The 18,302-nt window shown below is 73.5% G+C and carries 19 protein-coding genes; 10 read left to right on the top strand and 9 right to left on the bottom strand.

Going from position 1 to position 18,302, the window contains the following annotated elements; translation table 11 throughout:
- Window positions 1-118: 118 nt before the first annotated feature.
- Genes GXB85_RS00190 through GXB85_RS00175 form a run of 4 tightly spaced genes read right to left on the bottom strand, consistent with a single transcriptional unit; the run spans window position 119 to window position 2,553 of the window.
- Entirely contained in the window at window positions 119-493 is a 375-nt protein-coding gene (locus GXB85_RS00190) for a CrcB family protein (RefSeq protein WP_161915645.1), read from the bottom strand.
- Window positions 490-1,014, bottom strand: a complete 525-nt coding sequence (locus GXB85_RS00185; protein WP_161915644.1) for a CrcB family protein — start codon at window positions 1,012-1,014, stop codon at window positions 490-492. The genes GXB85_RS00190 and GXB85_RS00185 overlap by 4 nt, the downstream gene beginning before the upstream one ends.
- Window positions 1,011-1,529: a universal stress protein gene (locus GXB85_RS00180; protein WP_161915643.1), complete on the bottom strand. Its 519-nt coding sequence runs from the start codon at window positions 1,527-1,529 to the stop codon at window positions 1,011-1,013. Before GXB85_RS00180 ends, GXB85_RS00185 begins: the two co-directional genes overlap by 4 nt.
- A 4-nt stretch (window positions 1,530-1,533) precedes the next feature.
- Entirely contained in the window at window positions 1,534-2,553 is a 1,020-nt protein-coding gene (locus tag GXB85_RS00175; RefSeq protein WP_161915642.1) for a DMT family transporter, read from the bottom strand.
- Window positions 2,554-2,666: 113 nt separating this feature from the next.
- Between GXB85_RS00175 and GXB85_RS00170 the strand changes: the two genes are divergently transcribed.
- From GXB85_RS00170 to GXB85_RS00140, 7 genes are all read left to right on the top strand, one after another.
- On the top strand, window positions 2,667-3,359 hold the full coding sequence (locus GXB85_RS00170; protein ID WP_161915641.1) for a hypothetical protein: 693 nt from the start codon (window positions 2,667-2,669) through the stop codon (window positions 3,357-3,359).
- Window positions 3,360-3,429: 70 nt separating this feature from the next.
- Window positions 3,430-3,957: a transporter substrate-binding domain-containing protein gene (locus GXB85_RS00165; RefSeq protein ID WP_161915640.1), complete on the top strand. Its 528-nt coding sequence runs from the start codon at window positions 3,430-3,432 to the stop codon at window positions 3,955-3,957.
- The gene (locus GXB85_RS00160) at window positions 3,954-4,976 is read left to right on the top strand and encodes a cation transporter (RefSeq protein WP_161915639.1); all 1,023 of its coding nucleotides are present in this window, start codon (window positions 3,954-3,956) and stop codon (window positions 4,974-4,976) included. The genes GXB85_RS00165 and GXB85_RS00160 overlap by 4 nt, the downstream gene beginning before the upstream one ends.
- A 52-nt stretch (window positions 4,977-5,028) precedes the next feature.
- Complete coding sequence (locus GXB85_RS00155; RefSeq protein WP_161915638.1) at window positions 5,029-7,341, top strand: bifunctional diguanylate cyclase/phosphodiesterase; 2,313 nt, start codon at window positions 5,029-5,031, stop codon at window positions 7,339-7,341.
- 24 nt (window positions 7,342-7,365) lie between these two features.
- Window positions 7,366-8,100 carry an alpha/beta fold hydrolase gene (locus GXB85_RS00150; protein WP_161915637.1) on the top strand — a complete coding sequence of 245 codons (735 nt, stop codon included), beginning with the start codon at window positions 7,366-7,368 and terminating at the stop codon, window positions 8,098-8,100.
- Complete coding sequence (locus GXB85_RS00145; protein WP_370523907.1) at window positions 8,091-8,765, top strand: esterase/lipase family protein; 675 nt, start codon at window positions 8,091-8,093, stop codon at window positions 8,763-8,765. Before GXB85_RS00150 ends, GXB85_RS00145 begins: the two co-directional genes overlap by 10 nt.
- Window positions 8,766-8,828: 63 nt before the next feature.
- Window positions 8,829-9,578, top strand: coding sequence for a VIT family protein (locus tag GXB85_RS00140; RefSeq protein WP_161915636.1), 750 nt, complete (start codon window positions 8,829-8,831; stop codon window positions 9,576-9,578).
- Between the two features lies 1 nt (window position 9,579).
- On the opposite strand, the gene GXB85_RS00135 is transcribed toward GXB85_RS00140, so the two are convergent.
- The 5 genes from GXB85_RS00135 to GXB85_RS00115 form a co-directional block, all read right to left on the bottom strand.
- The gene (locus tag GXB85_RS00135) at window positions 9,580-10,599 is read right to left on the bottom strand and encodes a LacI family DNA-binding transcriptional regulator (RefSeq protein ID WP_161915635.1); all 1,020 of its coding nucleotides are present in this window, start codon (window positions 10,597-10,599) and stop codon (window positions 9,580-9,582) included.
- Window positions 10,596-12,020, bottom strand: coding sequence for a GH1 family beta-glucosidase (locus GXB85_RS00130; protein ID WP_161915634.1), 1,425 nt, complete (start codon window positions 12,018-12,020; stop codon window positions 10,596-10,598). Before GXB85_RS00130 ends, GXB85_RS00135 begins: the two co-directional genes overlap by 4 nt.
- A complete protein-coding gene (locus tag GXB85_RS00125) occupies window positions 12,017-12,925 on the bottom strand; it encodes a carbohydrate ABC transporter permease (protein ID WP_161915633.1) in 909 nt (302 codons plus the stop codon). Before GXB85_RS00125 ends, GXB85_RS00130 begins: the two co-directional genes overlap by 4 nt.
- Complete coding sequence (locus tag GXB85_RS00120; RefSeq protein ID WP_161915632.1) at window positions 12,922-13,959, bottom strand: carbohydrate ABC transporter permease; 1,038 nt, start codon at window positions 13,957-13,959, stop codon at window positions 12,922-12,924. The genes GXB85_RS00125 and GXB85_RS00120 overlap by 4 nt, the downstream gene beginning before the upstream one ends.
- A gap of 69 nt (window positions 13,960-14,028) precedes the next feature.
- Complete coding sequence (locus GXB85_RS00115; protein WP_370523906.1) at window positions 14,029-15,339, bottom strand: extracellular solute-binding protein; 1,311 nt, start codon at window positions 15,337-15,339, stop codon at window positions 14,029-14,031.
- Between the two features lie 465 nt (window positions 15,340-15,804).
- Between GXB85_RS00115 and GXB85_RS00110 the strand changes: the two genes are divergently transcribed.
- The 3 genes from GXB85_RS00110 (at window position 15,805) to GXB85_RS00100 (ending at window position 18,161) form a co-directional block, all read left to right on the top strand.
- Window positions 15,805-16,599, top strand: a complete 795-nt coding sequence (locus GXB85_RS00110; RefSeq protein ID WP_161915631.1) for a hypothetical protein — start codon at window positions 15,805-15,807, stop codon at window positions 16,597-16,599.
- A complete protein-coding gene (locus GXB85_RS00105) occupies window positions 16,596-17,699 on the top strand; it encodes a YihY/virulence factor BrkB family protein (protein WP_161915630.1) in 1,104 nt (367 codons plus the stop codon). The genes GXB85_RS00110 and GXB85_RS00105 overlap by 4 nt, the downstream gene beginning before the upstream one ends.
- Before the next feature lie 69 nt (window positions 17,700-17,768).
- Window positions 17,769-18,161: a cupin domain-containing protein gene (locus GXB85_RS00100; RefSeq protein WP_161915629.1), complete on the top strand. Its 393-nt coding sequence runs from the start codon at window positions 17,769-17,771 to the stop codon at window positions 18,159-18,161.
- Window positions 18,162-18,302 lie beyond the last annotated feature (141 nt).

The raw sequence follows: 18,302 nt of genomic DNA, 5'->3' as shown, positions 1-18,302 counted from the left end.
TCGCACGTCCGGGCGCGGGGGGCGGGACGCGCGAGCTGCGCGGCAGGTACGAGGCGACGGGCGTGGCACCCGCGGCGGCCGCGCCGTGCGGGTCAGCGCGTGAGCCGCGCCGTGCGGCTCAGCGCGTGAGCCAGAGGGCCAGGACACCGAGCGCAGCGGCCGCGAGGCTCAGCGCGAGGGACCCCAGCACGTAGACGGCCGCCCGGCGGTACTCCTCACCTTGGACGAGGCGGACGGTCTCGACCATCGCGGTCGAGAACGTCGTGTAGCCGCCGCAGAACCCGACCGCGGCGGCCGTGAACACGCCGTCGTGGAGGCCGTGGAACAGGTGGGCGCCCGTGAGGGCGCCGATGACGGCGGATCCGCTGACGTTGATCAGGAGGGTCGCGAGCGGGAGCGCGCTCGCGCGGCGGGCCCGGATGGCGCCGTCCACGACGAACCGCGTCGCCGCACCCACCCCGCCGAGCAGCGCGACCAGGAGCAGCTCGGTCATCGCGGGGGTTCCTCTCGGGTCGGGACGGGGGGTGTGCGCCCGGAGGCCTCGGGCGCGGCGCGCTGCGGCCGCGGGGCGGGAGCCTCGGCACCGGGCTGTGCGCGGTCTCGGCGCCACCGGTGATGGCGTGCCCCGACGACCACCCCCGCGAACGCAGCGGTCACACCGGCGACCACGGACACGGTCGCGTACGCGACGGCCTGCACCACCGTGCCGTCGGCCAGGAGGCGCTCGAGCTCGATCGCGAGGCTGCTGAACGTCGTGAAGCCCCCGAGCACGCCGGTGCCGAGCGCGAGGCGCACGAGGGTGCCGCGGCGTGACTCGTCGCCCCGGCGCACGAGCACCTCGAGCAGCGCCCCGAGCAGGAACGCTCCGAGCAGGTTCTCGACGAGGGTCCCGACCGGCCATCCGCCGGGCGCGCCGAGTTGCGCGGTGGTCGCGTACCGGAGCGCGGTCCCGAGCGCGCCGCCCAGGGCGACGACGGCGACGAGCGGCGCGGAGAGGTGGGCCGGCCGCGTCATGCGTCGGGCCGCGCGGGCGGGACCACGAGGACCGGGCGGTGCTGGGTGTGCACCAGGTGGCCGGCGACCGTGCCTCCCACCAGACGGTCCATCCACCCCGCGAGGCCGGGCCGGCGCGGCCCGACGGCGATCAGCAGGGCGTCGGTGCGGTGCGCCACCTCGTCAAGGGCGCGTGCCGGGTCACCGACCGCGTAGACGAACCGCCACGCGAGGCTGCGGCCCGCGAGCGCGTGCTCGAGCTCGTCGATCGTGCGCTCCTCCTCGGGCACGACCGCGTCCTCGTCGACCGCGTCCGGGTCGAGCGGGACCGAGCGCAGGGTGCCGTCGTCGTCCTGCCCGACGGCCACGCGGCTCGGGTCGGCCCACACGCAGACGAGATCGGCGCCCATGCGTACGGAGAGGTCGGCGGCCGCCCGGACCACCGAGGCCGGTAGTCCCGGCGTCACGCCGAGCACGACGACGGGGGTCCCGGGCAGGTGGGTCCCGTGCCAGGCCCGGGGCAGCGACGTGGTCATGTCGTCAGTGCTCGTGCCGGTGGTGGACGTCGGGCACGTGCGGGTGGGCGTGCACGAGCTCACGGTGCTCGTGCGGGTGCTGGTGGCGCCCACGGAAGCCGTCGGGGTGCTCGTGGTCGTGGTGGCCGTCGTCGTGGGTGTGCTCGTGGTCGTGCACCAGGGCGGGGTGCACGTGCTCGTGGGCGTGGTCGGAACGCGTCACGAGGGCGACGCCCGCGCCGGCCGCGAGGACGGCGGCGACGGCGGCGGCGGTGACGGGCTCGCCGAACAGCGTCCACGCGATCACGGCGCCCAGGAACGGCGCGGTCGCGAACACGACCTGGGCGCGCGCGGCGCCGAGCTCCCGGGCACCGGCGACCCACAGCGTGATCGAGGCGCCGTAGCCGAGGGCGCCGATCACCAGGGCCGCCGCGACGGTGCCCGTGCTGGGCGACGCTCCCGCAGCCAGGCCGATCGCGGTGTTGGCGCCACCGGCGACCAGGCCCTTCGCGAGGGTCAGGTGCGCGGGTGCGAGCTCGTCGAGCTCGGCCGTCACGCTGTTGTCGAGCGCCCAGCACAGGCACGCCGCCGCGATCAGGAGGGCGCCGACCCGCATCTCGGGCGCCGCACCGGGCCCGGTGAGGACGAGCGCCCCGACCGTGACGAGTGCGGCCCCGGCCACGACGCGCCGTCCGACGTGCTCACGGAAGACGAGCGCCGCGACCACCACCGTGAGCACGAGCTCGAGGTTGAGCAGCAGCGAGGCGTCGGCCGCCGACGTGCGGCGCAGGCCGAGGGCGAGCAGCACCGGGCCGACGGCCCCGCCCAGCACGACGGCGACCACCAGGCGCCCACCCCCGCGACGCAGCGCCGCAGGGTCCGGTGGGCGATGCACGGCACTCGGCAGGACCGCGAGCGCGGCGCCCAGGTACAGCAGGCCCGCGAGCATGAAGGGGTTCGTCTCGCGCGCGAGCGGTGCGGCGAACGGGGTCGACGCACCGAAGAGGAGGGCTGCGAGCCCGGCACGGGTGATTCCTCGGCGCACGTGTCGAGCATAGGGCGACCACCCGAACGGGTGACGGCGCAGGGTGAGCGCCCTTCGCTACGGTCGGTCGCACGGACGCGCGGCGCCCCCGGTCGCGCGAAGGGGAGGCGACCGTGCCCGACACCAGGACGACGTGCCCCGCGTGCGGGGGTTCCGGCCGGATGTTCGGGCGCGAGGACGCGGTCTGGTGCGACAGGTGCGGTGGTGCCGGCCACGTCGCCGCCGGCGCGCGCGGCCCGGCGGGTGCGGGCGGTCCCGGCGCAGGTGTCGGCGTGGGCGGGACGATCCGCGGGCTCGGCAGCCTCGCCTTCCTCCTCGTGGTGATCGGCGTGCCGGTCGTGGCGCTGGTCGTGGTGCTCGACTGGTTCGTGGTGCTCGGTGCACCGGTGCGCGGGTTCCTCGAGGCGATGCCCGGGGACCTCGGCATCGTCACGACCGCGCGAGGTGAGGGGGACCCGCTCGTGGCGACGCTGCTCGCGGCGGCCCTCGTGCTCGTCGCCGTGGTGCTCACCGCGCTCCGGCTCGGTCGGACCGTCCGCGCCACCGAGCACCGCGGCCACGTGTGGCTCGCGCGTGCGTGGGGTCTGCTGCTCGGGGTGCTCGTCGTGTCCGCCCCCGCCTTCGTCCTCACGGTGTGGGCCGTGGCGTCCGGCCTCGACCTCGAGCGCCCCGGGACGGTGCCCACGATGACGCACCCCGCCCTGGTCGCCGTCGTCGTCCTCGTGGTGGTCCTCTTCGCCTGGCTGTGGACCGGCCGGCGCTACGTCGTCGCTCACCGCAGAGCCGTGCGAGCCGGCGAGGTCTGACCGCCGCCGCTCGCACGCCGCCCGCGCCGGCTCGGGATGCGGATCTGCGGACGCGGGCTTCAATGGCTCCATGGTGGTGCAGGGCCGCGGTGGGGCGCAGGCGCTCGTGGGACTTGCGGCGGCCCTCGTGCTCGCGGGGTGCGGCGCGACGATCCCGTCGGACCCCGAGGGGACGCTCGACAGGGTCACGGGCGGGACCCTCGCCGTGGGGGTCTCGCTCGACGAGCCCTGGGTGGTCCTCGAGCCGGGACCGACGTCGGACGACGTGCGGCCCGCCGGGATCGGGCTGCAGCCCGCGGGGATCGAGGTCGAGCTCGTGGAGGAGCTCGCGACCCGGCTCGACGCCGAGGTCGAGTGGACGGTCGGCGGTGAGGGCAGCCTGATCGCATCCCTCGAGGAGGGCGACCTGGACCTCGTCGTCGGCGGGTTGACGTCGACGTCGCCGTGGTCGCAGAAGGCAGCGCTGACCGCCGCCTTCGCGACCGTGCGCGGCCCCCGGGGCGAGGACGAGCTGCACGTGTGGGCAGCCCCCATGGGCGAGAACGCCTTCCTCGTCGAGGTCGACAGGTTCCTCCTCGAGCACCGGGAGCGGGGATGACGCGCACCGCACGACGGTCGCTCACGCGTCGGCCCTCGAGCTTCGGGCACACCTCGCTGCCCGACGAGCAGCAGGAAGCCCTGCGCAGGGCCGAGCACCTCGCGTGGTGGACCATCGGCTTCCTCGTCACGGCCGTCGTGGCGGTCTACCTGGCGATGGGCAGCTCGCAGGCGATGAAGGCCGCGTGGGCCGAGGACATGCTGTCGTTCATCCCCCCGGTCACGTTCCTCGTGGCGGTCCGGATCGCGGGGCGTCGGCCGAGCGCGAAGCACCCCTACGGGTTCCACCGCTCGGTCGGGATCGGGCACCTCGTCGCCGCGACCTCGCTGGTCATCATGGGCACGTTCATGGTGTGGGACTCGGCCTCGGGACTGCTGGCCGCCGAGCACCCGCCCGTGGGTCTCGTGGTGCTCGCGGGCCAGCCCGTCTGGTCGGGCTGGCTCATGATCGCGGTGCTGGCGTACACCGCGGTGCCGCCGGTGCTGCTCGGCCGCGCGAAGCTGCCGCTCGCCGTGGCGCTGCACGACAGGGTGCTCCACGCCGACGCGGACATGAACAAGGCCGACTGGATGACGGCGGCGGGCGGGATCGTCGGTGTGCTCGGCATCGGCCTCGGGCTGTGGTGGGCTGACGCGGCGGCCGCGCTCTTCATCTCCGGCAGCATCCTGCACGACGGCGTGCGCAACCTGCGGATCGCGGTCACGGCCCTCATGGACGCGCGCGGGCTGACGGTCGACGGGGAACCGCACCCGCTCGACGAGCAGGTCGACGAGCGCCTGCGCGCGCTCCCGTGGGTCGCCGACGCCCAGTCGCGCGTCCGCGACGAGGGGCACGTGTTCCACGTCGAGTGCTTCGTGGTTCCCCGCGGTGGGCTGAGGCTCGAGCACCTCGAGGAGGCGCGACGTGCGGCCGCGGACGTCGACTGGAAGGTGCAGGACGTCGTCGTGGTACCCGTCGCGCAGCTGCCGGTCGAGCTGCTCCCGGGGCGTGACGAGGACGAGCACGGCGGGGTGGTCTGACTGCTTCACAGAGCGTCCGCCCGGCCGATGAGGTGATCGTGGTGACCTCTCGATGAAGCCGTGGGCCGTGTTCGCCGTCGGTGTCGGCCTGCTCACCGGCGTGGAGCTCGCCATGCCCGGCGGTTCCGCCCGCGACCTCGTGTACCTCACGGTCGCGGTCGCCGCCGTCGTCGCCGTGCTCATCGGCGTGCGGCTCCACCGCCCGCGCGAGCGCACCGGCTGGTACCTGCTCGCCGCCGGCATCGGTTCGTGGGCCGTGGGCGACCTGCTGTGGTGGTGGTTCGACCACGTCGTCGGGATCGACCCGTTCCCCTCGGCCGCCGACGTCGCCTACCTGGCCGGGTACCCGCTGTTCGTGCTGGCGGTGTGGCGCATGTCCGCCGACCACCGGCGTGTCGTCGGGCGCTCGAGCATCCTCGACCCGCTCATCGCCGCGAGCTGCTTCGGGCTCGTGCTGTGGGTGGTGTTCATCGAACCCACGTGGACGGCCGCGGAGGGCGACCTGGTCACACGCCTCGTGGGGGTGGCCTACCCGCTCGGCGACGCCGCCCTGCTGACGCTGCTGCTCCACCTCGCCGCGACGTCCACGGGCCGCACCCTCACGCTGCGCCTGCTGACCACGGGCTTCGTGGGCGTGCTGGTGGCCGACACCCTGTTCCAGGCGAGCGCCTACGTCCCGGCCCTCGACGAGCACGTGCTGTGGCTCGACCTCCCGTGGCTCGTGGCCTACGTGGTGTGGGGCACCGCCGCCCTGCACCCGACGATGGCCGACCACGGCCACCCACGCTCGGTCACCGGCTCCCTCACCCTGGGTCGCGTCGCGCTGCTGGCGGTGGCGGTGTGCATCCTGCCCGGCACGATCCTCGTCGAGTCGGCGCTCGGCCTGCCCACCCACACCACGGCGGTCTCGTTCGCCGCCGTGGCGCTGATCGGGCTCGTGATGATGCGGATGTTCGACGTGGTCAGGCACCTGCACGAGCAGGCGCGGCGGCTCGAGGTGATCGCGGCGACCGACCCGCGCTCGGGCCTCGAGAACCGGCGCCGCCTCGCGCAGCGGCTCGACGAGCGGATCGACGACGACGAGCCCGTGACCCTCCTGGTGGTGGGGGTCGACCGGTTGCGCGAGATCAACGACACCCTGGGCGAGCGCGCCGGGACCGAGCTCGTCCGGGCCATCGCCGATCGGCTGGTCGAGGCCACGGCACCTGACGGCGTGGTCGCGCGCATCGACGCCGAGGCCTTCGGCGTGCTCCTGCCGGCCGCGGCCGACGAGGCGACCTGCCGCAGGGCGCACGTCGTGCGTGACCTGCTCGCCGCTCAGTTCGCGCTGAGCGAGGTGACGCTCACCGTGGACGTCGCCGTGGGTGTCGCGGGGGCCCCGGACGACGCCGCCACGTCGGACGAGCTGCTCGACCGCGCGGTGGTCGCGCTCGCGGCCGCGCGTGAGCATCCCGAGCGCGTCGCGCGCTACGCGGGGGACATGGACCGCGACGGCGCGACCGCGTCGCGGCTGATGAGCGAGCTCGTGCGTGCGATCGAGCACGAGGAGCTGGTGCTGCACTACCAGCCCCAGGTGAGCCTGAGCACCGGCCGCGTGCTCGGCGTCGAGGCGCTGGTGCGGTGGCAGCACCCCGAGCTCGGCCTGCTCCCGCCCGTCGCGTTCGTCCCGGCTGCCGAGCGGACGGGCCTGATCCGGCTACTCACCCTGCACGTGCTCGACCGCTCCGTGGCGCAGGCGGCGGCGTGGCGCGCCGCCGGGTCCGACCTGACGGTCTCGGTGAACCTCTCGGCGCGCGACCTGCTCGATCCGCACTTCGTCGAGCAGGTCCGGGCCTGTCTCGAGCGCCACGCCGTGCCCGCCTCCATGCTCGAGCTCGAGCTCACGGAGACGATGGCGATGCTCGACCCGACGCGCGCCGTCCAGGTGCTGGGCGAGCTCGACCGGCTGGGGATCACGGTCTCGGTCGACGACTACGGCACCGGCTACAGCTCGCTCGCGTACCTGCAGCGGCTGCCCCTGCGACGACTCAAGATCGACCGCTCGTTCGTCGCCGACCTCGCCCAGGGCGGGGCGAGCACCGCCATCGTCCGCTCGACGATCGAGCTCGCCCGGCACCTCGGGCTGGACGTGGTCGCCGAGGGCGTCGAGGACGCACCGACCCTGCTCGCGCTGCAGGAGCTCAACTGCTTCGCGGCCCAGGGCTACGGCATCGGACGGCCGGTGCCGGCCGAGCGCGTGCCCGATCAGGTGGCTGACATCGAGAGTCGCGTGCCGCAGGTCCTCGCGGCCGACGTCCCCTCGCAGAGGTCCGGCCCGCGTGAGCCCGCACCGGTCGTGACCGGTGGGGCCGAGGAGCGGTCGTGAGCGCCGCCCCGTAGCGTGCGAGCCATGCTCGCCGTCGAACCTCGGACCTCGGAGGTGACCGTGCGGGGCCACGAGGTCGCGCTGCACCGCTGGGGTGGCGAGCCCGACGTCGTGCTGGTGCACGGGATCGGGGTCTCGCACCGCTACTTCCGCCCGCTCGCGGCCCACCTCGCACGCGAGGGGCGGGGAGTGCTCGCGCCCGACCTGCCCGGCTTCGGCCGGAGCCCGAGGCCTCGCCGCCCCCTCACGATCGAGGAGCACGCACGCGTCCTCGCCGAGCTGCTCGACCCGCTGCTCGACCCGTCCCGCCCCGCGACCGTGCTCGGGCACTCCATGGGCGCACAGGTGGCGACCGAGCTCGCGCTCGTGCGACCCGACCTCGTCCGCAGCCTCGTGCTGCTCGGCCCCGTGACGGACCCTGCGGCGCGCAGCGCCGGCCGGCAGGCCCGGCGGCTGCTCCGGGACGTGCGTCGCGAGTCCGTGGCTGCGAACGTCCTCATGCTGCGCGACTGGCTGCGGTGCGGACCGCGCTGGTACGCCGCCAGCCTCGGCCCGATGGTCGACTACCCGCTCGGTGACCGGCTCGCGCAGGTGCGACCGCCGGTCACGCTGCTGCGGGGCGAGCACGACCCGGTGACACCGCGCGAGGTGCTGGCCCGCTGGGCGGCGGAGCACCCGGAGCCGGTGCTCGCCGAGGTACCCGGAGAGGGGCACGTCGCGATGCTGCGCCGGCCCGAGCTGGTGGCCCGGTGGGTGTGATCCGCCGCGCCTGGTGGTGGGCGCTGGACTACCTCTACGTGACCGCCCGGCAGCTCGGCGCCCTGGTCGCACGCGCGGACCCGGCGGACCTGCGCACCGGTGACCGGACGCCCGTCGTCGTGCTCCCCGGGGTCTACGAGCCGTGGGGGTTCATGTGGCCGCTCGCGAACGCCCTGCACGACGACGGCCACCCGGTGCACGTGCTGCCCGTGCTGGGCTACAACCGCGCACCCGTGGCCGAGACCGCACGGCTCGTGGGGGAGCACCTGCGTACGCACGACCTGCACGACGTCGTCGTCGTGGCCCACAGCAAGGGCGGCCTGGTGGGCAAGCTCGCGATGCTCGCCGAGGACCCGGACGGGCGTCTGCGGGCGATGGTCGCGGTCAGCACGCCCTTCGCCGGCTCGGTCTACGCACGCCTGGTGCCCGTGCGGGCCGTCCGCGCGTTCCTGCCGACCGACGCGACGCTGGTCGGCCTCGCGGCCGAGCGCGAGGTCAACGCGCGCATCACGTCGGTGGGCAGCGTGTTCGACCCGCACGTGCCCGCGGGCAGCGAGCTCGAGGGCGCGATGAACGTGCGCCTGTCCACGCCGGGGCACTTCCGGGTGCTCGCCGACCCGCGACTGCTCGACGTGGTGCGCGGGGTGCTCGCCGAGGTTCGCTGAGCCTCACCTTGCTGAGTCCTGCCTTGCTGGCGGGGGCGCCGGCGCAGGCCTAGCGTCGGACCCATGGAGCCGCAGGACGTCCCGGTGGTGACCGCGCCCACGGGCGCAGCGCCGGTCCCCGCGCGCAACGGCGGGGTGGGTCTCCAGGCGCGTCTCAACTGGCTGCGCGCGGGTGTGCTCGGTGCGAACGACGGCATCATCTCGACCGCGGGCCTCGTGCTCGGCGTGGCCGCCGCGACGTCCGACGCGACGGCGATCCTGGTCGCGGGCATCGCAGCGCTCGTCGCGGGGGCCGTCTCGATGGCGCTCGGGGAGTACGTGTCGGTGAGCAGCCAGCGCGACACCGAGCACGCCCTCATCGCCGAGGAGATGCGCGAGCTCGCCGAGGACCCGCAGGGCGAGCTGCTCCAGCTCGCCCAGATCTACGAGGACCAGGGCCTCACGCCGGCCACCGCGATGCAGGTCGCGCGCGAGCTCACGGCGAAGGACCCGCTCGCGGCGCACGTCAAGGCCGAGCTCGGGCTCGACCCCGACGAGCGCACCAACCCGTGGCACGCCGCGCTCGCCTCGGCCGTCGCCTTCACCGTGGGAGCGCTGCTGCCGCTGCTCGCGGTGGTCCTCGCGCCGCCGACGGCGCGCGAGCCGGTCACGTTCGTGGCCGTGGTGGTCGCGCTCGCGCTCACCGGGTCGATCAGCGCCCGGCTGGGCAAGGCGAACCGGCTGCGCGCCGTGGCGCGGCTCGTGCTCGGTGGTGCGCTCGCGATGGCGACCACCTGGGCGATCGGGGCCGCGCTCGGCGCGACGGTGGTGTGACCTAGGCCGACTCGCGCAGCGTGAGCTGGGGCGAGAACAGCACGGGGTCGCCCGGGTCCTCGCCCGCGAGCACGGACTGGAGCAGGCGGCCGGCCGCGGACGCCATCTCGCTCACCGGCTGGCGCACCGTGCTGAGCGGGGGATCGGTGGTCTCGGCGACGCCCAGGTCGTCGAAGCCGAACACGGCGACGTCGTCGGGCACCAGCAGCTTGCGCGCCGCGAGGACGCTCAGCGCACCCGACGCCATCGCGTCCGACGCGACGAACAGCGCGTCGACGTCCGGGTGGGCGTCGAGCAGCTCGGCGGCTGCGGTGGCCCCGCTGCGCACGGTGAAGTCGCCGTGGCCCACGACGTCGGTCGCGAGGCCGGCGGCCTCCATCGCTCCCCGCCAGCCCTCGAACCGGTCGAGGCCCGCCGTCATGTCGGGCGGCCCCGCGATCGTCCCGATGCGTCGCCGCCCGGTCGAGATCAGGTGCTCGGTCGCGAGGCGTGCGCCGGTCGTGTTGTCGAGGTCGACGTGCAGGGCCGTGGGGTCCTCAAGCGCGCGGCCGATGAAGACGAGCGGGAGGTCCGCGTCGAGCAGCCGTCGGTTGAGCGAGTCGTCACGGTGGTGCGAGGCGACCACCGCCCCGTCGACGTGACCGGTGGTGACGTACCGCACCACGCGCTCGGTGCTCGCCCCGGGGCGCGCGATCAGCAGGACCATCTGCAGGTCGGAGTCGTCGAGCGCGAGCGAGAGCCCGTTGATGATCCCGCCGAAGAACGGGTCGGTCAGCAGCCGCGAGTTGGGCTCGGGCACGACGAGCGCCACCGTGCCGGTGCGCCGGGTCGCGAGGCTGCGTGCCGCCGGGTTGGGCGTGAACCCGAGCTCGGCGATCGCGGCCTCCACAGCGGCGCGCGCCTGCGGGCTCACCAGGTGACCGCCGTTGATGACCCGCGACGCAGTGGCCCTCGACACCCCGGCGGCCGCCGCGACCTGGCGGATCGTCGGCGGCCCCGGGCGTGGGGCTGTGGTGGTCACACGCCGACCGTACCGCCGACCGGGAGGCTGCCGGTCCGGGCGATCTGCGAGAACACCTGGGCGCTGCGCTTGGGCGTGCGCTCGAGCGTGTCGAAGTCCACGTGCACGATCCCGAACCGCTTCGCGTAGCCGTACGCCCACTCGAAGTTGTCCAGCAGCGACCACGCGAAGTAGCCGCGCACGTCGACGCCCGCCTCGTGGGCGCGCTCGACGGCGTCGAGGTGGTCGAGCAGGTAACGCGTGCGCTCCTCGTCCTCGACCTCGCCGTCGGGCCCGACGACGTCGTCGTAGGCGGAGCCGTTCTCCGTCACGTACAGCGCCACACCGGCCGGACCGCTCCAGTCGCGCTGGACGCGCTCGAGCACGCGCCGCAGACCCTCGGGCTGGACCTCCCAGTCCATCGCCGTGCGGGGGAGCGACCGCGAGAGCGTGACGACGTCGTCGACCCCCACGTTGGGGTTCGAGGTCACGCGCTCGACCGGGGCCGTCGCCGTCAGCCGGTCCGCGGCCTCGGGGGAGTGCCCCGTGACCAGGTGGCCCGTGTAGTAGTTGATCCCCAGGAAGTCGAGCGGGGCCGCGATGATCTCGAGGTCGCCGTCGTGCACCGGGAGCTCGGCGCCCGCCGAGGCGAAGGCGTCGACCGCCGCCTGCGGGTAGGTGCCGCGGAACAGCGGTTCGGCGAACACCCGGTTGAGCGCCGCGTCGGAGCGGTCGGCGGCCCGCAGGTCGGCCGCGTCGTCCGGGTCCGCCGGGTCGAAGACGGCCATGTTGAGCGTGATGCCCAGCTGGGCCGTCGGACGCACCGAGCGCAGCGCCCGCACGGCCTGGCCGTGCGCGAGCAGCAGGTGGTGCGCCGCCGAGACCGCGGCCTGCGGCTCCTGGCGGCCGGGGGCGTGCTGGCCGCCCCCGTAGCCGAGGAACGCCGAGCACCAGGGCTCGTTGAGCGTGGTCCAGTGCCGCACGCGGTCCCCGAGCGCCTCCTGGACGGTCAGCGCGTAGTCGGTGAACCGGCCGACGACGTCCCGCGAGGCCCAGCCGCCGCGGTCCTCGAGGTACTGGGGGAGGTCCCAGTGGTACAGCGTGAGCCACGGCGTGATGCCGCGCTCGAGCAGCCGGTCCACGAGGCGCCCGTAGAAGTCCAGGCCCTTCTGGTTGACGACACCGGGCTCGGGCAGCACGCGCGGCCACGCGACCGAGAAACGGTACGCGTCCAGGCCCAGCTCGGCCATGAGCGCGACGTCCTCGTCCACGCGGTGGTAGTGGTCGCACGCCACCGTGCCGTCGTCGCCGTTCGCCACGGCGCCCGGGACGCGGCAGAAGGTGTCCCAGATCGAGTCCGTGCGGCCGTCCTCGTGGCTCGCTCCCTCGATCTGGAAGGCCGCCGTGGCGGCCCCCCAGACGAAGTCCTTCGGGAGGCTCATCCCTTGACCGCTCCCTGCATGATCCCGGACACCAGGTGCCGACCGGCGACCACGAAGAGCACGAGCAGCGGGACGGTGGCGATGACGACACCGGCCATGATGAGCGCGTAGTCCTTGAAGTAGGACGCCTGGAGCAGCTGGAGCGCCACGGGCAGCGTCGGGTTCGACGACCCGAGCACGATGAACGGCCAGAAGAAGTTCGTCCACGACGAGACGAACGTGAAGAGCGCGAGCATCGCGGCCGCCGGCCGCGCCGCCGGGGCGGCGACGTGCCAGAACGTCTGCATCATCGAGCAGCCGTCCACGCGCGCGGCCTCGATGAGCTCGTGCGGCAGGGCGCTCTCGAGGTACTGGGTCATCCAGAACACCCCGAAGGCGGTGACCATGCCGGGCACGATCACGCCGATGAGCTTGCCCGTCCACTCGAGCTTCGACATCACGATGAACAGCGGGACCACGCCCAGCTGGGCCGGGACGGCCATCGTGGCGATGATGAAGACGAGCAGCTGACGGCGCCCGCGGAAGTGCAGCCGCGCGAACGCGAAGCCCGCGAGGGTCGAGAAGAACACGACCGACGCCGCCGTCACCACGGAGACGATGACGCTGTTGCCCACGGCCTCCCAGAACTTGATGTCCGCACCGACGACGCGACCGATGTTGTCGAAGAAGTGCGGGCCGGGGATGAGCGACGGCACCGGGTTCTGCGCGATGGTCGCCGAGTCCGACGACGCGAGCAGGAACGAGTAGTAGATCGGGTAGAACGACAGGGCGATCACGAGGCCGAGCAGCGTGTAGCTGACCCAGCCGGGGCGCCGGTTGGGGCCGCCGATCCCGCGCTTGCGTCCGGCCGCGCGTGCGGCCGCGGGTCCGGCGGTCTGCCGGATCATGGGGACGGACACGCTCATCGCGCACCTCCGTTGCTGCGGGCCCCGGGACGACGGCGCTTCTTGGTCTCGAGGGCGGTTCCCGCCGAGGCGATGCGTCGCGTGAGGGCGAAGTTGAGCAGGCCGATGACCACGATGATCAGGAACAGCAGCCAGGCGACGGCCGCGGCGCGACCGAAGCTCTTCTGGGCACCCCAGCCCAGGTCGTACAGGAACAGCGTCACGGTCATCCACTGCTTGTCGGAGCCACCGCGGCCGAACTGGTCGAACATGCGCGGCTCGTCGAAGATCTGCAGACCGCCGATGGTCGAGGTGATGACCACGAAGATGATCGTCGGGCGCAGCATGGGCACCGTGATCGAGAGGAACTGGCGCACCCGGCTCGCGCCGTCGAGCACCGCGGCCTCGTACAGGTCACGCGGGATCGCCTGCATGGCCGCGAGGAAGATGAGGGCGTTGTAGCCCGTCCAGCGGAAGTTGACCATCGTCGCGATGGCCACGTGGCTGGGGATGACGTCGGCGTGCCAGCGGATCGGGTCGATGCCGATCCCGCCCAGCAGCGTGTTGACCAGGCCGGCGTCGTCGGCGAACAGGCGCGAGAAGATCAGCGCCGCGGCGACGGGCATGACCACGTAGGGCAGCAGCACGCCCATGCGCCAGAAGGTGCGGGCGCGCAGGTTCGCGTCGAGCACCGCCGCGATGATGATGGCGGCGATCACCTGGGGCACCGACGACAGCAGGAAGATGCTGAACGTGTTGCGCAGCGCCGTCGCGAAGGTCGGCTGCTGGATCACGTCGATGAAGTTGCCGAGCCCGACGAACTCGCCCTGGCCACCGATGAGGTGCCACTCGTGCACCGACACGAACGCCGTGTACGCGAGCGGGAACAGGCCCACGACCGCGAACACGATGAAGAACGGCGAGATGTAGAGGTAGGGCGAGAGCTTGACGTCGAGCTTGCCGCGCAGGTCGCGGAACGACCGCCGCTGCGGGGGAGGGGGAGTGCTGGTCCGCGCGGCCGACGTGGGCGGCGCAGGTGCTGGGGTCACGGCCATGGGTTGCTCCTGCGTGGGAAGGGGAGGGGACCGGCCGGGCCGCCACGAGGGCGACCCGGCCGGTACTCGTCACTCGAGGCCGAGGTCCTTGAACGCCTGGACGGCCTTGTCCCACGACGAGTTCGCGTCGTCGGTCTCGTCGACGTCCACGCGGGTCAGCGCGTCCGCGACGGTCTGGTGGATCGCGAAGTAGTTCGGACCCTTGAACGGCGTGGCCGTGACGGCCTCGGCGCGGTTGACGAGGATCTCGCCCGTCGGCGCGTCGTTGAAGAACGCGTTGGTGGTCGAGAGGAGCTCGTCGCTCTCCTGCGCCTCGATCTGGCTCGGGAACGTGCCCTTCGACTTGAAGGCCTTGATCTGCTGCTCAGGGGCGGTCAGCCACTGGGCCAGCGCGATGGCCTCCTCGGGGTGCTCGGTGTGGGTCGGCACCGTGAGGTACGAGCCGCCCCAGTTGCCGCCACCGCCGGGGAAGACGTCGGCGATGTCCCAGCCCTCGACGCCGGCCGCGTTGCCCTCGATGATGCCGAGCATCCAGCCGGGGCAGGCCATCGTCGCGAACGCACCGTTCTGGAACGCGGCGTTCCAGTCGTCGCTCCACTGGCCGAGGCCGGCCGAGAGCTCGTCGTCCACGCTCGCGGTCAGGACGTCGTCGTAGATGTCCTTGACGGTCGCGTGCTCGATGCCGATGACCGTGCCGTCGTCCTCCTCGTAGGCGTTCTCGACCTGGTTGATCATCGCCTGGTAGGTGGCGCCGGCCGAGTCGAACCACGCGGCGTCGGAGTTCGCGACGAACTCCTTGCCGACCTCGAAGTAGCGGTCCCAGTCGCCCTCGAGCAGGGTGGCGACCTCGGCACGGTCGGTCGGCAGGCCGGCCGCCTCGAACAGGTCGGCGCGGTAGCAGATGGCCTCGGGGCCGATGTCCGTGCCGTAGCCGATGAGCTTGCCGTCGGCCGTGGTGGCGGCCTCGGTCTTCCAGTCGAGCCAGCGCCCGTCGACCTCGGCCGAGGACAGGTCGTTGAAGTTGTCCGAGTACTGCATGAGCTCGGCGAGCCAGTCGACCTCGAGCGCCTCGATGTCGGACAGGCCCGAGCCGGCAGCCAGGCGGGTGTTGAGGTTGTCGCGCGCCTCGTCGGCGGTCGCGGCCTTCTTGTGCTCGACCGTGATGTTCGGGTTGAGCTCCATGTACTCCTTCACGAGCTCCTCGTAGCCGAACTCGTTGAAGGTCGCGACCGTGAGGGTGATCTTCTCGTCGCTGCTGCCACCGCTCCCGCCGTCGCCACCGTCGCCGCCGTCACCGGCGTCGCTCGCGCAGCCGGTGAGGGCGAGCGCCACTCCGGCCATCCCGGCCGTGAGGCCGAGCCAGGTCCTAGTCGAGCGCACGTCTGACTCCTTCGTCTCAGGGACGGCCTCGGTGCCGTCCGGGTGCCGGGCCCGCCGGGGAGGGAGACCCTCGGCGGTGGGATCGATCCCACCTTTGGCCGCGGCCATCGGTGGCCGAGGTGTGGGACCGGTCTCACCGACCGTGCAAATACGTTCCCGCCCGCCCCGTCCCGGCGTCAACTCCCGTGACCGAACCGTGACCCCGATCGGCGGTAACCCGCGGTGCACCGTCACCCGGACGCCACGGCTCACCGTCGGTCGTGGGCCCGAGGTCCCACGCACCGATCGTCCCCGGTCCGCGACCGCGCACGGCGCGCCCCCGGATGTGGAGCGTCCTCGGCCCATGTGGAGCGTTCCCGACCCACCCGCCCGGCGTGTCGCATCCGGAACGCTCCACATCGGCTGGCGGACGGGACCGGTCCGGCTCCGGTCGCGGGGAGCCGTGGGTCTGCCTAGCGTCGGTGCGTGAGCACCTCCGCACCACCCGCCGCCCCCACGCATCCCGCGCGTGCGGACGACGTCCGAGGCGTCGGGGGTCGGCGTCGCGGTGACCTGCTCCCGAGACTCGTCGGCGTCGCCGCCGGCCGGATCCTCGGAGGCGTCTTCGGCGTCGTCGCCCGGATGCGCCACGACCGCGCGCTCCACCCCGACGGCGTCACGGTGCGCGGCCGGCTCGAGCGTCACGGCGCGCCGGCCGGCAGCGAGGCCACGGGCGTCGCGTGGCTCGACACCCCGGGCGACGAGGACGTCGTCGTGCGCCTCTCCCGCGGTGGCGGTCTGCCCACGTGGCTGCCCGACGTGCAGGGCCTCGCGCTGCGCTGCGGCGCAGGTGACGTGCTGCTCTCGAGCTCGGGGGCCGCGCCCGTGCTGCGGCACGTCCCGGCCCTGCACGCGTCGCCGTCGACGGCGTTCTACGGCTCGGTGATCCCGTTCGCGAGCCGCCGCGGCCCGGTGCTGCTCGCCGCGCGCGCGGTCGACGGCGTGCCCAGGCCCGCGGCCCCCGCCGCGCTGCTGCGGAGCCTCGCGCACCGCCCGATGGTGCTCGCCCTCCTGCACGGTGCGACGCGCGGCCCGTGGCACGTCGTCGGGCGCCTCACCCTCGGCGGCGAGACCGCACCCGACGTGCGCTTCGACCCCGCCGACGCCCCGACCGGCCTCGGCACCTACCCGCTCGTGGCCCGGCTGCGTGCCCGCTCCTACGCGCGCTCGCAGCAGGTCCCCGCCCCGCCCGTTCCCGCGCCGACGAGGAGTCACGCATGACCACCGACCAGCCGAAGCACCGCGTCGCGGCCGACGACGGCATCGACCCGGCGTCCGCACGGGTCGACGCACCCGACCCGGAGGACCCGCGCAAGCCCGACTCGCCGCCGGACCTCACCAAGCCGTCCTGGCTGTACGTGCTCCTCAAGACGTTCCGGGAGTTCCTGCGCGACCAGGTGCCCGACCTGGCGGCCGCGCTCACGTACTGGGCCGTGCTCGCGGTGGCACCCGCGGCCCTCGCACTCGTCTCGCTGCTCGGCGTCTTCGGCGACGGCGACCAGATCGTCGCGGACGTGCTCGAGGAGGCGGAGACCGCGTCCGGGATGGACCTCGATGCGGTCGGGTCCATCGTGCGGGACCTCGCGGACCAGCCGAGCGCGGGTCTCGCCCTCGTCACCGGTCTCGCGGTCGCGCTCTGGTCGGCGTCCGGCTACGTCAACGCGTTCAGCCGGGCCATGAACCGGATCTACGAGATCGACGAGGGGCGGCCCATCTGGAAGCTGCGTCCCGTGATGCTGCTGGTCACGCTCGTGATGCTGGTGCTCGTCGCGCTCGTGTGCGCGGCCCTCGTGCTGTCCGGCCCGGTGGCCGAGGCCGTGGGCGGCGTCATCGGGCTGAGCGACGTCGCCGTGACCGTGTGGAGCATCGCCAAGTGGCCCGTCGTCGTGGTCATGGTGGCGCTGATCATCGCGATCCTCTACTACGCGACGCCCAACGTGCAGCAGCCCAAGTTCCGCTGGGTGAGCGTGGGCTCGTTCGTCGCGATCCTCGTCTGGGCCGTCGCGACCATGGGCTTCGGCTTCTACGTCGCCAACTACGGCTCCTACGACCAGACCTACGGCACGCTCGGTGGCGTCATCGTCTTCCTGCTGTGGCTGTGGCTCACCAACAACGCGCTGCTGTTCGGGGCGGAGCTCGACGCCGAGCTCGAGCGCGGCCGTCAGCTCCAGGCCGGCATCCGCGCCGAGGAGACCATCCAGCTGCCGCCCCGCGACACCCGTGCGAGCGACAAGAAGCTCGAGAAGCACGCCCAGGACGTCGCCAAGGGCCGCCGTCTTCGTCTCAGCCGTGGCCGCACGGACGACGCCGACGACGAGTGACGCGTTCACCGCGCGGGGCGGTCCCCGCAGCGGTATCAAGGATCTACCGCAACCGAAGGAGCACCCTCGATGGAGCACTACACGATCGCGACCGTCGCCGAGCAGAGCCCGGACTTCCGCCGGGTGCTGTGGACGGGCAAGAACACCCAGCTCGTCATCATGACCGTCCCGCCGGGCGGCGAGATCGGCGAGGAGGTGCACGAGGACATCGACCAGATCCTCAGCTTCGTCAGCGGCGTGGGCGAGGCGATCGTCTCCGGCGAGAAGCGCAAGGTCGCGGCCGGTGACCTGGTGGTGGTGCCCGCTGGGCGCAAGCACAACTTCGTCAACACGGGTGAGAACCCGCTGATCCTCTACACGGTGTACGGCCCGCCCGAGCACGCCGAGGGCGCGGTGCACGCGACCAAGGAGGAGGCCGACGCGGCCGAGGAGTCCGGCCAGGACGAGCCCCCCACCGAGTGACCCCGAGGACGGCCCGGCACCACGAGGGTGCCGGGCCGTCGCGCTGTCCGGCTCCGACGCCTCCCGAGCGCTGAGTTCGCACCCGCGCACCCGGTTCGCACCTCCACAGGTGCGAACTCGGTGCGGCCGTGCGAACTCGCG

Source organism: Cellulomonas sp. APG4 (genome assembly GCF_009996735.1).
GTDB lineage: Bacteria > Actinomycetota > Actinomycetes > Actinomycetales > Cellulomonadaceae > Actinotalea.
The sequence above is the reverse complement of the archived record's forward strand: the minus strand, read 5'-3'. Positions and strand labels throughout refer to the sequence as shown.

Coding starts and splice junctions, on each gene's coding strand:
- GXB85_RS00165 (WP_161915640.1), top strand. CDS start 3,430: ATGGTGGTGCAGGGCCGCGGTGGGGCGCAGGCGCTCGTGGGACTTGCG.
- GXB85_RS00190 (WP_161915645.1), bottom strand. CDS start 493: ATGACCGAGCTGCTCCTGGTCGCGCTGCTCGGCGGGGTGGGTGCGGCG.
- GXB85_RS00185 (WP_161915644.1), bottom strand. CDS start 1,014: ATGACGCGGCCGGCCCACCTCTCCGCGCCGCTCGTCGCCGTCGTCGCC.
- GXB85_RS00120 (WP_161915632.1), bottom strand. CDS start 13,959: ATGGCCGTGACCCCAGCACCTGCGCCGCCCACGTCGGCCGCGCGGACC.
- GXB85_RS00155 (WP_161915638.1), top strand. CDS start 5,029: ATGAAGCCGTGGGCCGTGTTCGCCGTCGGTGTCGGCCTGCTCACCGGC.
- GXB85_RS00100 (WP_161915629.1), top strand. CDS start 17,769: ATGGAGCACTACACGATCGCGACCGTCGCCGAGCAGAGCCCGGACTTC.
- GXB85_RS00160 (WP_161915639.1), top strand. CDS start 3,954: ATGACGCGCACCGCACGACGGTCGCTCACGCGTCGGCCCTCGAGCTTC.
- GXB85_RS00125 (WP_161915633.1), bottom strand. CDS start 12,925: ATGAGCGTGTCCGTCCCCATGATCCGGCAGACCGCCGGACCCGCGGCC.
- GXB85_RS00140 (WP_161915636.1), top strand. CDS start 8,829: ATGGAGCCGCAGGACGTCCCGGTGGTGACCGCGCCCACGGGCGCAGCG.
- GXB85_RS00105 (WP_161915630.1), top strand. CDS start 16,596: ATGACCACCGACCAGCCGAAGCACCGCGTCGCGGCCGACGACGGCATC.
- GXB85_RS00150 (WP_161915637.1), top strand. CDS start 7,366: ATGCTCGCCGTCGAACCTCGGACCTCGGAGGTGACCGTGCGGGGCCAC.
- GXB85_RS00180 (WP_161915643.1), bottom strand. CDS start 1,529: ATGACCACGTCGCTGCCCCGGGCCTGGCACGGGACCCACCTGCCCGGG.
- GXB85_RS00130 (WP_161915634.1), bottom strand. CDS start 12,020: ATGAGCCTCCCGAAGGACTTCGTCTGGGGGGCCGCCACGGCGGCCTTC.